The following is a 13,009-nucleotide window of genomic DNA, read 5'->3' on the forward strand; positions in this document are numbered from 1 at the left end:
AACGGATCCTTCGTGGGACTTGAGAAGGCCGGGTTCCGGGTCTCGGGGCCGATCATGGTCATATGCATCGACAGCGCCGGCGGATGGTTGCAGGCTGTCGCTCCGTTTCTCCGTCGTCCGGACATTGTTTTTCCATGCGGATCCTGTTCGTCCACCAGAACACCCCTGGCCAGTACAAGCATCTGGTCCGCCATTTCGCGGCCGACCCGGCCCATCAGGTCGCCTTCATCGGCAAGGTCCGGCGCGAGCTGCCGAAGGGCGTGCAGATGGCGCTCTACCGGCCGACGCGCGAGCCGGGGGAGGGCACCCACCCCTATATCCGTATGTTCGAGGGGCAGGTCCTGCATGGGCAGGGCGCGGTGCGGGCCGGGCTGGCCCTGCAGAAGGCGGGCTTCACCCCCGACGTGATCTGCGCCCATCCCGGCTGGGGCGAGGCGCTGTTCCTGAAGGACCTGTTCCCGGACGCCCGGCTGCTGCTCTATTGCGAGTTCTTCTATCGGGCCGACGGGTCGGACGTCGGCTTCGATCCGGAAAAGCCGGTGACGCTGGAGACGCGCTGCCGCATCCGCACCAAGAACGCCGCGCTGCTGGCCGGGCTGGAGGCGATGGACTGGGGCGTCAGCCCGACGGACTGGCAGCGGCGCCAGCATCCCGACGCCTTCCGCCCGCGCATCTCGGTGATCCATGACGGGGTCGACACCGCGGTCTGCCGGCCGGATCCGGCTGCCACCGTCACCCTGCCCGACGGCCGGACCCTGTCGCGCGAGGACGAGGTGGTGACCTATGTCGCCCGCAACCTGGAGCCCTACCGCGGCTTTCCCACCTTCATGCGGGCGGCGGCGGAGCTGCTGCGGCGCCGGCCCAACCTGCACATCCTGGTGGTGGGCGGCGACGAGGTCAGCTATGGCGCTCCGCCCGAGGGCGGCGGCACCTGGCGCGAGACGATGTGGCGGGAGACGATGCTGGACGCCGCCGGCAACCCGCGGCACGAGGCGGCAAGGCTGCATGTGCTGGGCAAGCTGCCCTATGAGGACTACCTGTCGGTCCTGCGCATCTCGCGCGCCCACATCTACCTGACCTTCCCCTTTGTCCTGTCCTGGTCGATGCTGGAGGCGATGGCCTGCGGCGCCGTCATCGTCGGCTCCGACACGCCGCCGGTCGCCGAGGTGATCGAGGACGGCGTGAACGGCCTGCTGACCGGCTTCTTCGATCCGCTGGCGCTCGCCGACCGGGTGGAGACGGCACTGGACGATCCGGAGCTGCGCGCCGCCCTGTCGGCCGCCGCAAGGATGACGGCGGTGGAGCGCTTCGACCTTGCCACAGTCTGCCTGCCGGCGCAGATCCGCCTGCTGGAGGACGTGCAGGCGGGCAGGCTGCCCGGTCCGTCCGCCGGAGGAGCTGTGCCGGGGGCCTTGCGCCGGGAGACAGAGTGAATTAACCCGATCGTCAGAAAGCACCGGCTACGGTCGGGGTTCATTTCGATCCCGACTTGGCGCCCGCCCGGACCATCCGGAGCGCGGGAGGCCAGCCGGCGGTTTCGAGCGATATGCGGACCTTCAACGGATGGAACCGGCGGTGACGACTCATTCCAGCAAGGCCAGCGGACCCGAGGCATGGACCCCGGACGGGGCGGACGGAGGTCTGGAGGCGGGGTTGCGCATGCTGGACGGCCGCTCGGTCCTGGTGACGGGGGGCACCGGATCCTTCGGCCGCCGCTTCGTCGAGACGGTGATGCGCCGCGCCAAACCGCGCCGGGTCATCATCTTCTCCCGCGACGAGTTCAAGCAGTACGAGATGCAGCAGCGCATGCCGGCGGAGTGGGCGCCGACGCTGCGCTACTTCATCGGCGACGTGCGCGATTGCGAGCGGCTGAAGCTGGCGATGCGCGGCGTCGATTTCTGCGTCCACGCCGCGGCGCTGAAGCATGTGCCGGCTGCCGAATACAACCCGATGGAATGCATCAACACCAACGTCTACGGGGCGGAGAATGTGGTGCGGGCAGCGCTGTCGGCGGGGGTGCGGCGCGTCGTCGCGCTGTCGACCGACAAGGCGGCCAATCCCATCAACCTCTATGGCGCCAGCAAGCTGGCGTCGGACAAGATCTTCATCGCCGCCAACAACCTGTCGGGCACGCTCGACACCCGCTTCGCGGTGGTGCGCTACGGCAATGTGGTGGGGTCGCGCGGCAGCGTCGTGCCGCTGTTCCGCAAGATGATCGCCGAGGGGGCCGACCATCTACCGGTCACCGACGAGCGGATGACCCGCTTCTGGATCACCCTGCAGCATGGCGTCGATTTCGTGCTGTCCTGCTTCGCCATGATGCAGGGCGGCGAGATCTTCGTGCCGAAGATCCCCAGCATGCGCATCGCCGACCTCGCCCGCGCCATGGCGCCGGATCTGCCGCAGCGGATCGTCGGCATCCGGCCGGGCGAGAAGCTGCACGAGGTGATGATCACCGAGGATGATTCCCGCCAGACCTACGAGTTGGAAGACCGCTACGTCATCGAGCCGGCCTTCACCTTCTGGCAGCATGCGCCGTACGAGCGGCTGAGCGCCCGCCCGGTGGCCGACGGCTTCCGCTATGCCAGCGACGGCAACGACGACTGGCTGGACGGCGAGCGGCTGCGCCGCCTGCTGGCGGAAGCCCCCTGATGGCGGACCCCCTGCCGGCGGAGTTGCCCTTCCTCCCCTACGGCCGCCAGTCGGTGGAGGAGGAGGACATCGCCGCGGTGGCGGCGGTGCTGCGCGGCGACTGGCTGACCCAGGGGCCGGCGGTCGCCGGCTTCGAACGCGCGTTGGCCGCTCGGGTCGGGGCGGCCGAGGCGGTCGCCTGCGCCAATGGCACGGCGGCGCTGCGGCTGGCCTATGCCGCACTGGGCATCGGGCCGGGCGACGCGGTGGTGGTGCCGTCCAACACCTTCCTCGCCACCGCATCGGCCGCCCGCCATGCCGGGGCGGAGGTCGCCTTCGCCGACGTCGATCCCGACAGCGGCCTGATGGGCGTCGCCGAGGCCGAGGCCGCCATCGCCCGCGCGGCCAAGGCCGGCTGGCGCGTCCGCGCCCTCGCCCCCGTCCATTACGCCGGGCAGACGGCCCAAATGACCGGACTGGCCGGGCTGGCGGCACTCGCGCAGGCCGAAGGGCTGGCGCTGGTCGAGGATGCCTGCCACGCCATCGGCACGGTGGATTTGTCGGGAGGCAGCGAGACGCCGGTCGGCGCCGGGCGGGCAGGGGTGGAGGCGGGGTCGCTGACCGTCTTCTCCTTCCACCCGGTCAAGACCATCGCGGCGGGGGAGGGCGGGGCGGTCACCGGCAGCGACCCGGCGCTGATGGCGCGGGTCCGCCGCCTGTGCAACCACGGCATGATGCGCGAGCCGCAGGCGGGGGAGGGCTTCGCCGATCCCGAGGCAGCGCTGGACGCGGAGGGGAAGCCCAACCCCTGGTATTATGAGATGGCGGAGCCGGGCTTCAACCATCGCCTCTCCGACATCCACGCGGCATTGGTGCTGAGCCAGCTCGGCCGGCTCGACCGCTTCGTCGAACGGCGGGCGCGGCTGATGGCGCTCTATGCCGAGCGGCTGGCGCCGCTGGCCCCGCTGGTGCGGCCGCCGGCCCTGGTCCCCTGGTGCCGGCCGGCCTGGCACCTGTGCGCCGCCCGCATCGACTTCCGCGCCGCCGGGCGGACCCGGTCTGCCGTGATGGCGGCCCTGCGCGCCCTGGGCGTCGGCACCCAGGTGCACTATATCCCGGTCCATCGCCAACCCTACTGGCGCCGCCGCTACGGCGATCTCGCCCTGCCCGGCGCCATGGCCCATTATGCCCACACGCTGTCGCTGCCGCTGTTCCCGGCCATGGCCGACGTCGACGTCGACCGGATCGCCGCGGCGCTGGAGCAGGCCCTGTCCTGACGGAAGATCAGGGTCCAGACCGTTTCATCCAAGCGATTCCGTTAGCGTTTTGGACAGGATGGACGGATAACAATGGCGTCGTCAGGACGGCATAGGCTTAGGTCCAACGGCTGAAGAGCCGCATGGCCGGGGTCGGGTCATCCCGAACGCCACTCCACAGTGTTTCGCGTACGGACCTTCGATTTTGCTTCGCAACACGCTTTGGAATCTGCTCGGCGAGGGGCTGCCCATGGCGGCGGCCCTGCTGTCGATTCCGTGGCTCATCTCCGCCGTCGGGATGGAGCGCTTCGGCGCGCTGACCCTGATCTGGGCGCTGCTCGGCTATCTGGGCGTGCTGGATCTCGGGCTGGGACGGTCGCTGGTCCAGGTCGTCGCCGACCGGATTGGGCATGAGGCGGAGCAGGCCAACGGCTCTGCGAACACTGCGGGCATCGCCGGGCCGGCCATCGCCCTGATGGGGGCCATCGGCCTGCTGACCGGCGGGGTGGTGGCGCTGGGCGCCGGGCTGCTGGCCGACCGCTTCCAACTGGAGACCGGCACCTCGCCGGACGAAATCCGGCTCAGCCTGCTGGTGGCGGCGGCCATCGTGCCGATCGCGCTGGTCTCCGCCGGCCTGCGCGGCGTGCTGGAAGCGCACCAGCGCTTCCGCCCGATCAGCCTGGTGCGGATGACGGTGGGGGTGCTGAATTACCTGAGCCCGCTCTGCGTGCTGCCCTTCAGTCAGAGCCTGGTGCCGGTGATCGCCGCCATCGCGGTGGGACGCTTCATCGGGCTGGTCGGCTACGGCGTGCTGGCGGTGCGGCAGCTGCCGGACCTGCTGCATCCCGGCCGCTGGGGGCGGCCGAGCTTGCGCGGGCTGTTCACCATGAGCGCCTGGATGATGCTGAACAATCTGGTCGGCCCGGCGATGCTCTATGCCGACCGCTTCATCCTGCTCAGCCTCGTTCCGGCGGCGATGGTCGCCTTCTACACGACGCCGTTCGAGCTTCTGTCGCGGCTGATGGTGATCCCGGGCGCGCTGTCGCTGGCGCTGTTCCCGCTGGCCTCCAGCCTGTTCCGGCGGGACCCGCCGGCGCTGGGCCGCATCCTGGACGCCGGCGGCCATCTGACGCTGGCGGTGTTCCTGGTCATGCAGGCCGCCACCATCGTCGGCGGCGAGACGGCGCTGGAGCTGTGGCTGGGGCCGGCCTTCGCCACCAACAGCGCGTCGGTGCTGTCGATCCTGATGCTGGGCGTCTTCTTCAACGCCACCGCCTATGTGCCCAACACCCTGATCCAGAGCGTCGGGCGGGTCGACGTGACCGCAAGGCTGCAGATGGCCGAACTGCCGGTCTATCTGGGCGTGCTGTGGCTGCTGGCTGAGCGCTACGGCGCGGCCGGCGCCGCCATGGCCTGGAGCCTGCGCACCGCGGTCGATTGCGGGCTTCTGCTGGTGCTGCTGCCGCGGCTGGCGCCGGGAACCGGGGCGGTGGCGCTGACCATCGGCTTGCGCGCTCTGCTGGCCGGTGCGGCCGGGCTGGCCGGGCTGCTGGTCGGCGGGCCGGTGGGGGCGGCGATCAGCCTGACCGGGCTGCTGGCGGTCGGGCTGGGGGTGGCCGGCCGACTGCGGCGCACCCGGTCGTGGGAGAAGCTGGCCGCCCCGCTGCGCAAGACGCGGCCGGCCGCCGCGCTGCCGGCGCCCATGATCGACGGGCGGGCCATCGACGGAGCGGCGGCGGACCGTCCGTGACATCGTTTCATCGGGTGTGGCCGGACCGTCCGGCCGCGCTCGACCGCTGCGGCGCGCAGGTGGTTCCTTTGCCGCCGGAAATGCGCTATGTGAGCGGAAACTCTGTGCAACGCTGGTTGGAGTTCGAAGGCCATGGCCGAGGGTACTGTGGACTATTACGCGATGGTCGAAGAGGCTTGGCAGCTCAGCGACACCGCGCGCGACTATGTGAAGAACGCCGGCCGCGAGGTGGACAACACCGAGCTGTGGGAGAAGGTGTTCGCCTCCTCGCCGCTGATCGACCTGGAGCGCACCCGCGCCGAAGGCGGCCAGCCGCTGCAGAAGATCTTCTTCAAGAACCCCTACGGCCTGCAGTACCGCGCCGACCACAAGGACTGGATCCCGTTCCGCCACGGCGCGCTCGACCCGGCCTATCTCCAGGTCATCTGACCGGTTCATCCGGCCTGATCGGCCGGTCGGTGCCGCCTTGCGGCGCCAAGGGGGACGGCTAGGGGGGCGTGCATGGCGCGGCTGGTGGCGGGGCAGGGCTTCGCCCTCGATATGGACGAGTCCCGGCTGGCGAACGGGTTCGTCGCCGACGCCTTCACCACCCTGCCGGATGCCGCCTCCATCGCCGCCGGGACCGGCAGCCAGACCGTCACCCGCACCGCCGCCGGGCGGGCGCATGCCGCCACGCTCGACTATGCCGCCACCGGCAGCGGGGCGGCGGCGAGCGTCCGCTTCACCGGCCTGACCGACCGCGATCCGGCCGGCGCCCTGCGCTACCGGATCGAGGGGCTGACTGTTCCGCTGACCGGCGGGACGCTCGACCGGCTCGGCGCCCGGATCTTTCAGCAGATCGACGGCTTCGTCGGGGCGGACGGCAACGACAGCGTCTATCTGGGCGTTCCCGGCGGGCGCAGCTTCGATGGCGGCGGCGGCACCGACCGCGCCATCTACACCGCAGATCCGCGCCGCTATGCCCTGCAGGGCGGCAGCTACCGGGCGGAGACGCCGGTGGTGGTGGCGCTCGACGGCAGCGGCCGGCGCTATGCCGTGGTGTCGAGCCGCAGCATCGATACTCTGACCGACGTCGAACTTCTGACCATCGACGGCCGCACCGCCGCGCCGGCGGCCTTCGCCTTCGACGCGCGCAGCTACCTCGCGGCCAACCGCGACCTCGCCGTCGCCTTCGGCGACAACACGATCGCGGCGGCGGCCCATTACGCCTGGAACGGCCGGAACGAGGGGCGCAGCCTCGGCGGCTTCGACGGGGTGAGCTATCTGGCCGCCAACCCGGACGTGCTGGCGGCGGTCGGCGTCGATGCCGAGGCCGCGAGGCAGCATTATCTGGTCTATGGCGCCCGCGAAGGGCGGAGGACCGGCTTCGATGCGCTGGGCTACCTCGCCTCCTATCCTGACCTGATCGCCGCCTTCGGCACCGACAGGCGGGCCGCGACCCTCCATTACCTGAGCTTCGGGCGGAGCGAGGGGCGCGGCGTCACCTTCGACGCGGCTGCCTATCTGGCGGCCAACGCCGATGTGGCGGCGGCGACCGGCGGCGACGCCACGGCGGCCGAACTCCATTACCTCGTCTTCGGGCGGAACGAGGGCCGGCCGCTGCGGGCGACGCCCCGCCTGTCCGGAGCGGCGTCCGTCCTGGAGACGGCTGCGGCATCAGCCCTGCAGGCCGCGGCTCCCCCTTGGGCGGCGGATCTGCTGTCCAGACAGGGTGCGCCATTGGGCGCGCCGCTGCCGGTGACCGGCACGACCGGCAACGACACGCTGAGCGGCAGCGCCGCTTTCGACGCGCTGGGCAACCCGATCACCGACGCGGTGGACGGGTTGGGCGGCATCGATACCTTCGTGCTGACCGGGGCGCTCGCCTCCTATTCGTTGTCCATCGATGCCAACGGCACCCTGCTGGTCAGCGGGCCCGACGGCATCGACACGCTGACCGGCATCGAGCTGCTGCAGGCCACCGACGGGGTCTATCCGATGGGGTCGCTGCTCAGCTTCTCCCAGCCCTCGCTGATCGGGCTGACCGTCTCGTCCTCGGCCTCCACCGGCAACGATTATCTGGTCGGCGGGATCATGGGCGACGCCATCGGCGGCGGCGCCGGCAACGACACCATCGCCGGGCTGACCGGCAACGACACGCTGTTCGGCAATGCCGGCAACGACCTTCTGCTGGGCGGCGACGGCGCCGACGAGCTGGAGGGCGGGGCGGGCAACGACCTGATGTTCGGCGGGGCGGGGGACGATCTGATGCGCGGCGACGTCATCGACGTCGTCGGCAACGATACCCTGCTGGGCGAGGAGGGCAACGACTGGCTCGATGCCGGGGCCGGCAACGACTGGCTGGACGGTGGCGGCGGCAACGACACGCTCTATGGCGGGCTGGGCAGCGACGTGCTGCGCGGCGGCAACGGCGACGACGTGATGTTCGGCGACGTCTATTCCGACCGCAGCCACGAGATCTCGGTCAATGCCAGCGACACGACGACGACCTACGAGGACGTGCTCCTGGGCGGCAACGGCACCGACACGCTGATCGGCGGCTATGGCGCAGACCTGATGGACGGCGGCGCCGGGGCGGACGTTTTCTCCATCCGCAACCTGACCGAATCCACCCTGGCCGCCCCCGACGTCATCATCAACTTCAACGGCGCCGTCGTGGCGGCGGAGGCGCTGCAGGGGCTGGCGAGCTATGCCACCGTCGGCGCCGAGGGCGACCGCATCGACGTGTCGGAGATCGACGCCATCACCGGCACCACCGACAACGACGCCTTCACCTTCATCGGCACCGCCGGCTTCAGCGCGGCCGGCCAGCTGCGCTATCAGGCCTCCGGCGCCGTGACGCTGATCGAGGGCGACGTGAACGGCGATCGCACGGCCGATTTCCGCATCCAGGTCAACATCGCCAACTACGGATTTTCCGCCTTCGACTTCGTGCTATAGTGGGGCACTCTACGGAAATGCGCAGATTGTCCGAAGTATGAACGACCCCAGCCAAGCCTATTCGGCTCTGGCTGGAGTTTTGGGGCTGACCCCCAGGGCTGGTTTCCAACCAAAGTGCATTAGGCCGACACGAAGCATCGTCAAAGCCGCCGCCTCGTCACGTCCGATCACCCAGCCGTAGCTCTCATTCGGGAACAGCGAAGGCCAGGGCCTGGATGCTGGCAACATCTCTGTTGCAGAATGGTAGGTCTCCAACATAATGGAAAAGTAAATATGGCGTTGGTTTAATTCAAAATCGGGAGAGTAGGCTCCTTAATCTTCCGAATCACTATGCTCATAGAGCATAGTAACAAGAATGCGCAGCCCGTTCGCCACCAATTATGCCCTTCTCATGAGCCAATTTGGTTGATGACGAGACCAAAATTCTTGGGTCGAATGGGTATCTCCTATCCGCTCACAATTGCGCCTGGGCCAAGCTTCTCTTGGTCTGCCAGCACGTTCGGTTCGGACCAGCACACGATCTCAGCGGGTACGAAAGACTGTGGCGTTGGCCATCCCCATACGAACATCACGCGCTCGCCGGCACCTGTGCAGCGTTGCTCAAGCAAGATCATGCCGGGTTTCGGCGGCGTGTGGCGATCCAACCATTCGACTTCACGGTGCTGATCGGTGTAAGAGAAAATGGTGTTCAGCATAATTATCTCCAAAGAAATCAATATAGCTATCATAAATTGCGTGCAGACTTCCGCAAATATTCAAAAGGATACTTAGAGAGATCTTGAGAGCTCTCTCGATATGATCAGTAAGGCATAACGTGTGCGTTTGATAATCTTTCTCATTCACTGTGTTCATAACAGTAGGATGCTACCTGTATACATCAGCATCATCCACTGGGCATGGCTGTTCGATCACCCGGAGCACCCAAAACCTCACATGCATTGATGGCTTTGACGCAGAAGCGGCAGGAATGGTCGGCCTTTGTTGCTTGAGCGGTCGGCTGCAGCAGCAGGTGCTAGCCGTTGATGGAGACAGGTGCTTAGCCGATGGGCGAGACACCTGTTGCAAAAGTCATCGCGAAGCCCTTTCTTTTCGTGACGGACTTTTGCCGTATCAAAATCCCTCGCGTTTTCGCCCGCAGTCCAAGTGTGGAGAAATTCAGGATTTTTGGGAGGAAGACGGCCGTTGCAGGGTCACCATATCGTCCATGTCCTCAGCCCGTTCTCAGATCCCGAACAATAACCACCATTCGTGTCGTGACCCCCGGTAGGCATAAGATGTTCACCCTTACCAAGCCCGAGCGGTTCGAGCAGGAGATCAAGAAGAGCCGCTTTTTCGCCCAGGCCGCTCCGGCCAGCAGCGAGGAGGAGGCGCGCCGCTTCATCGCCGAGTGCAGCATGCTCGACGCAGGACACAATTGCTGGGCCTTGCGGGTGGGCGACGTCTATCGCTTCAGCGACGACGGCGAACCAGGCGGGACGGCCGGGCGGCCGATCCTGCAGGCCATCGAAGGGCAGGATCTCGATCGGGTGGCGGTGGTGGTCAGCCGCTGGTTCGGCGGCATCCTGCTGGGGGCGGGCGGGCTGGTGCGCGCCTATGGCGGCACGGCGGCCAGCTGCCTGAAGGCGGCGGAGCGCGAGCCCATCGTCGATTACGCCACCCTGTCGGTCGCCTGCGCCTTCGCCGACGAGGCGCGCATCCGCTCCAGCCTCGGCGGCTTTCCCGGCACGCGGGTGGAGACGACGGGCTTCACCCCCGACGGAGTCCGGCTTCACGTCACACTACCCCGTGACCGGGCCGACGCGTTCATCCGGCTGGTCGCCGACATCTCCCGCGGGCAGGCGGTGGTCGAATCCGCCGGGGAGTGAGCGGCCGAAGCTGGAGCTTGGCTGTTTTTCCATTTACCTGTAGGAAGTGCGCTGAAGTGGCTGAAATTCAGGATCTAACACGCTGTTGACATGTCCACTTAGCGGGATGGTTAGCAATAAAGAGGGTATTTGAACGCCGTACTTGAGCGGGTTTCAGGAGTTGGTTTAGCCTCGTATTGCGGTACAGGCTGGGGAGCCGATGGCCGCCGCCGAACTTGAAACTGTCCTGGGGTGCGCTACGGCGGCCCCAGGCTCGGCGCTCATCAGCCGTCGTTCCGGATCAGCCGTCCGCGCAATTCCAGCAGTTCTGCCAAGGCGCGCTGATGCCGTTGGCGCCATTCCTCGGCCTCGCCCAGGGCCCTTTCGTAGCGGCGCTCCAGCGCAGTCTTCTGCTTGCGGAGTTCCGTGGCCTCCTCTTCCAAGCGCGTGATCTTGTTGCGCAACGCCGCCTCGATGGTGGCCGAGCGGCGGGCGGTGCGCATTGGCACCGGTTCGCCCTCCATCTCGATGCGCCGGTTATGCGTCGCTGTCCGCAGCTGCTCGATGTCTGCCTTGAAGTTCTGGTAGAGGTATTCGCGGCTGACGCCGGCTTTCTCGGCGATAGTCTTGAAGGTGATCGCCTCGCCGGCGTGCCGCATGTCCTGGATGGCGGCCTCAACGGCCCGGCGCTTGCGGATGCGCTTCTCCTCCGTTGCTGCCCGTAGGCCGCTGGTATTTGCGGGTGTCGCCACGGTAGCTGCCTTCTGCCTTGATGGTCGCGATGATGGTGGTGAGGTTTATGAATAGAGCTTGGTTGTGCGCCAGCCGCTTTTCGCCAATCTCCGCCATGCGAGTCCGTCCCTGCTGGCGGTATTCGGCAACCTCCTGCTTCAAACGGGCGATGGTGTCGGTAATGGCCGCGTACTCCTGGTCGAAGAAAGCCAGTTGATCGACGTCTGCGCGGAAATGGATGCAAGTCATGCAGGCGCGGTTGTGCTCGCACCATTCGCCCAGTTGGCCAGGTAGGGAGCACAGGCCGCCAGGCACATCCACGGCCAGCGTGGCATCCCGGCGCACGGCAAGGGCCGCCATCTTGTTGTCCACTTGGCCCTTGATGTCGATGAATCGGCCGCCGCCCTTCTCCAACAAGGCCTTCTTTTTCAGGTGCAGGCGGCGGTTGATGTAAACCATCGTCATGTCGGCGGAGCCATGGCCCAGTTCCATCTGGATCAGCGCAATGTCATGGCCTTGCAGCGCCAGTTCGGTGCCATGAAAATGCCGCAAGCCATGCCAACCGAATTCCCAAAAAACTCCATCCTTGGTGCGGATGCCTTCCGTAAGCATCCATTTCTTGATGGCATCGCGTGTATAGCCGCCGGTCAGGGTCGTTTCGCCGTCGCCGGTTCGTGTCGGAAACAAATACTTTGTCTCATGCTCCCATTGCTGGCGCACCTCGGTCTGCTGCTCGCGAATGGTCATGATTACAAGCGCGTGGGCGGCGTCTTCCCTCAGAAGAGGCTTGGTGTTCCAGCGTTGCACCTTGGATTGGTAGAACGTCAGAATCATAAAGCGTGGATCGTCAGGATCGTCCTTCAGGCAGTCGAAGTCGAGGGCGTGAAGATCTGCACTCCGCATGCCGGTGTAGCGGCCAAGAATGAGAAGGCGCTTCAGGACGGGGTCGAGACTGTCGAGCTTCTGGAACATCTGCTCGATAATATCATCGGGTATGGTGCGCTCCGTCACCTTCAACTGATAGCCACGTCCTCCAGGCCACATGCCTTCGACACGGCGGAGATCGCGCTTGTCCAGCATGAGGTTTGGCCAACCGCGGTCGGCCAAGTAACAGGAGGCGTAGCGAACGAGATTGCAAACGTCGGCGTACCAGTTCTTGCCGACGCACTTGCGGGTATTCCCCCAATTCAGGAAGCGTTCCCTAATAAAGGACTCGGTAACGTGCTCGATTTGAGGATCGGCATGCTCTTCGCGTAAGCAGGTTTCAAGCAATTGAAGGCGTGAAATGAACCCCGGCAATGATGTTGGGCGAAGTTCCCGGTGATTGATCTTGCTGAGAATGAAATGGCGAGCGGCATGGCGTAGCCAATCCAGCCGGAATCCGTAGAAATGAATATAGGACTCTCTTCGCGGGGCCTCAGCAATTTCCTCTTCGGGGTAGAGATCCCGCATAAGGATAAGATCACGCCGCTCAAGAGGCTTCATCCGCTCCCGCAGCAGAACCAAGATAAAGGCCAGCTCGTTGGCGGGCATGCTGTTTTGGCAGCGGTAGTTATGTCGAGTAATAACGCGAGAACCGCTTTCATCACGCGTAATGGTTTCCGGAGTGTCGATTGTCGTGCTCAGCCCAACCTCGTTCAACCATAGTTCCATAATATTCCGAAGCGGGGAGCTTCCATTTCCCGCTCCAAACTCTATAGGATGTCCGTAATCAATCAGCCGGGGTAGGGATGTGGGATTGGCAGAAAGCTGATGGCAGAACGCTATCAGCCGAACCGTACGGCAGTGTGGATCACGGGAACGATGCTGGGGCCGGGCTAGTCGCCAAGCAAAGAAAGCCTTCAGTTCGGTCCGAA

Annotated in this window: 10 protein-coding genes; 7 read left to right on the forward strand and 3 right to left on the reverse strand. The window is 66.2% G+C overall.

Features of this window, described 5'->3' with window-relative positions:
• Window positions 1-134 precede the first annotated feature (134 nt).
• The 6 genes from TSH20_RS21790 (at window position 135) to TSH20_RS21815 (ending at window position 8,577) form a co-directional block, all read left to right on the forward strand.
• Window positions 135-1,433 carry a glycosyltransferase family 4 protein gene (locus tag TSH20_RS21790; protein ID WP_109156523.1) on the forward strand — a complete coding sequence of 433 codons (1,299 nt, stop codon included), beginning with the start codon at window positions 135-137 and terminating at the stop codon, window positions 1,431-1,433.
• Window positions 1,434-1,575: 142 nt separating this feature from the next.
• Entirely contained in the window at window positions 1,576-2,652 is a 1,077-nt protein-coding gene (gene pseB, locus TSH20_RS21795; protein WP_199232016.1) for a UDP-N-acetylglucosamine 4,6-dehydratase (inverting), read from the forward strand.
• On the forward strand, window positions 2,652-3,908 hold the full coding sequence (locus TSH20_RS21800; RefSeq protein ID WP_109156522.1) for an aminotransferase class I/II-fold pyridoxal phosphate-dependent enzyme: 1,257 nt from the start codon (window positions 2,652-2,654) through the stop codon (window positions 3,906-3,908). Before pseB ends, TSH20_RS21800 begins: the two co-directional genes overlap by 1 nt.
• 184 nt (window positions 3,909-4,092) lie before the next feature.
• Window positions 4,093-5,637 (forward strand): flippase, encoded by a 1,545-nt coding sequence (locus TSH20_RS21805; protein WP_109156521.1) that lies wholly within the window; start codon window positions 4,093-4,095, stop codon window positions 5,635-5,637.
• Between the two features lie 132 nt (window positions 5,638-5,769).
• Window positions 5,770-6,066, forward strand: coding sequence for a hypothetical protein (locus TSH20_RS21810; RefSeq protein ID WP_044553747.1), 297 nt, complete (start codon window positions 5,770-5,772; stop codon window positions 6,064-6,066).
• Window positions 6,067-6,138: 72 nt separating this feature from the next.
• Window positions 6,139-8,577: a hypothetical protein gene (locus tag TSH20_RS21815; RefSeq protein WP_109156520.1), complete on the forward strand. Its 2,439-nt coding sequence runs from the start codon at window positions 6,139-6,141 to the stop codon at window positions 8,575-8,577.
• Between the two features lie 446 nt (window positions 8,578-9,023).
• Here TSH20_RS21815 and TSH20_RS21820 read toward each other — a convergent pair whose 3' ends face one another.
• The gene (locus TSH20_RS21820) at window positions 9,024-9,272 is read right to left on the reverse strand and encodes a hypothetical protein (protein WP_146205392.1); all 249 of its coding nucleotides are present in this window, start codon (window positions 9,270-9,272) and stop codon (window positions 9,024-9,026) included.
• Window positions 9,273-9,851: 579 nt separating this feature from the next.
• On the opposite strand from TSH20_RS21820, the gene TSH20_RS21825 reads away from it, so the two are divergent.
• Window positions 9,852-10,442, forward strand: coding sequence for a YigZ family protein (locus tag TSH20_RS21825; protein WP_109156519.1), 591 nt, complete (start codon window positions 9,852-9,854; stop codon window positions 10,440-10,442).
• A 263-nt stretch (window positions 10,443-10,705) separates the two neighbouring features.
• Here TSH20_RS21825 and TSH20_RS21830 read toward each other — a convergent pair whose 3' ends face one another.
• A complete protein-coding gene (locus TSH20_RS21830) occupies window positions 10,706-11,173 on the reverse strand; it encodes a DUF6262 family protein (RefSeq protein ID WP_146205391.1) in 468 nt (155 codons plus the stop codon).
• Window positions 11,097-13,009, reverse strand: a 1,913-nt coding sequence (locus tag TSH20_RS21835; protein WP_211100360.1) for a tyrosine-type recombinase/integrase, incomplete at its 5' end; no start/stop codon positions are given. The genes TSH20_RS21835 and TSH20_RS21830, both read right to left, overlap by 77 nt.

Origin of the sequence: Azospirillum sp. TSH20 (assembly GCF_003115935.1) — a bacterium.
Classification (GTDB): Bacteria; Pseudomonadota; Alphaproteobacteria; order Azospirillales; family Azospirillaceae; genus Azospirillum.

Excerpts from the sequence above, each read along its gene's own strand:
- TSH20_RS21790 (WP_109156523.1), top strand. The coding sequence starts at position 135 with ATGCGGATCCTGTTCGTCCACCAGAACACCCCTGGCCAGTACAAGCAT.
- TSH20_RS21800 (WP_109156522.1), top strand. The coding sequence starts at position 2,652 with ATGGCGGACCCCCTGCCGGCGGAGTTGCCCTTCCTCCCCTACGGCCGC.
- TSH20_RS21810 (WP_044553747.1), top strand. The coding sequence starts at position 5,770 with ATGGCCGAGGGTACTGTGGACTATTACGCGATGGTCGAAGAGGCTTGG.
- TSH20_RS21815 (WP_109156520.1), top strand. The coding sequence starts at position 6,139 with ATGGCGCGGCTGGTGGCGGGGCAGGGCTTCGCCCTCGATATGGACGAG.
- TSH20_RS21820 (WP_146205392.1), bottom strand. The coding sequence starts at position 9,272 with ATGCTGAACACCATTTTCTCTTACACCGATCAGCACCGTGAAGTCGAA.
- TSH20_RS21825 (WP_109156519.1), top strand. The coding sequence starts at position 9,852 with ATGTTCACCCTTACCAAGCCCGAGCGGTTCGAGCAGGAGATCAAGAAG.